We start from the raw sequence: 1,458 nt of genomic DNA on the forward strand, positions 1-1,458 counted from the left end.
CAATGGCAACCCCATTGCTGCCTGTCACTTTCAAAAGGTTGTAGGTCACATTGCCAGTGTCTAAGTTTGGCATTACCAACAAATTGGCGGGTGCCGTCAATGTCGTCTCAGGAAAGTTTGCCTTTCGGATCGTGTCTGACAGTGCGGCATCGGCTTGCATTTCTCCGTCGACCTCCATGTCTGGTGCGCGTTGCTCAAGAATGCGCCTGGCTTTGGCCATTTTTTGTGCGGACACCGTGCTTCGACTGCCAAAGTTGGAGTGCGAAATCAGTGCCACCCTTGGAGAGATCCCAAACCGCCGAATCTCTTCAGCGGCTTGGATCGTCATGTCAGCGATCTGTTCGGCTGTTGGATCCTCATTGACATGGGTGTCGCAGATAAAGAGTGTGTGTTCTGGCAAGAGCAAGACGTTCATCGCAGCGTACGTTTGCACACCTGGTTTCTTGCCGATGACTTCATCGACATACTTCAATTGGTTATCAAACCGGCTGCCAATACCGCAAATTAATGCATCGCCGTCTCCGCGCTGCAGCAGCAGTGAACCAATTAAGGTGTTGTGCTTGCGCACCATGGATTTGGCGATGTTTGGTGTCACACCTGACCGGGCTTGGAGCTTATAGTAGGCCGTCCAAATTTCATGAAAGCGTTCATCCTCTTCGGGATTAACCACAAGGAATTGCTCGCCCGGTATCAAGCGCAGGCCCAGCTTCTTAATCCGCATTTCGATGACTGACGGACGTCCAACCAGGGTTGGAATCGCAATTTTTTCGTCAATGATCGTTTGCACAGCGCGCAGTACCCGCTCATCCTCACCGTCAGCGTAAATGACTCGCTTGGGGTGTTGACGAGCTTGGTGAAACACGGGGCGCATTAACTGGCCTGAGTGATAAACCAAGGCTTGGAGCTTTTGCTCGTAGGCCTCTAGGTCTTCAATCGGACGGGTGGCAACACCGGACTCGGCCGCAGCTCTTGCAACCGCCGGCGCGATCCTAACGATCAGTCGGGGATCAAAGGGCTTGGGTATGATGTATTCGGGCCCAAAGCTGAGCTCCTCGTCTTGGTAGGATTGTGCCACTTCATCGTTTTGTTCGGCTTGTGCAAGCTCAGCAATCGCCTTCACGCACGCTAACTTCATCTCCTCAGTGATGCGTGTTGCACCCTCATCGAGTGCACCGCGAAAAATGAACGGGAAGCACAAGACATTGTTGACTTGATTGGGGTAGTCAGAGCGTCCGGTTGCGATGATGCAGTCTGGGCGGGCAGCTTTGGCGACATCGGGTCGGATTTCAGGGTCAGGATTGGCCAGCGCCAGGATCAAGGGACTCGGGCCCATGGTTTTTACCATCGGTCCGGTCAGCACATCCTTGGTCGAGCAACCCAAAAAGACGTCGGCATCGACCATCGCATCGGCCAGCGTCCGCATGTCCGTGTCTTGCGCATAGCGGGCTTTGTTGGCTT

Annotated in this window: 1 protein-coding gene; it reads right to left on the minus strand. The window is 53.8% G+C overall.

Features of this window, described 5'->3' with window-relative positions; translation table 11 throughout:
* Positions 1-1,458 (minus strand): phosphate acyltransferase (locus tag Q7U95_RS07365; RefSeq protein WP_308753244.1); only part of this gene is annotated, 1,458 nt, incomplete at both ends.

The organism is Candidatus Oleimmundimicrobium sp., from assembly GCF_030651595.1.
Classification (GTDB): Bacteria; Actinomycetota; Aquicultoria; order UBA3085; family Oleimmundimicrobiaceae; genus JAUSCH01.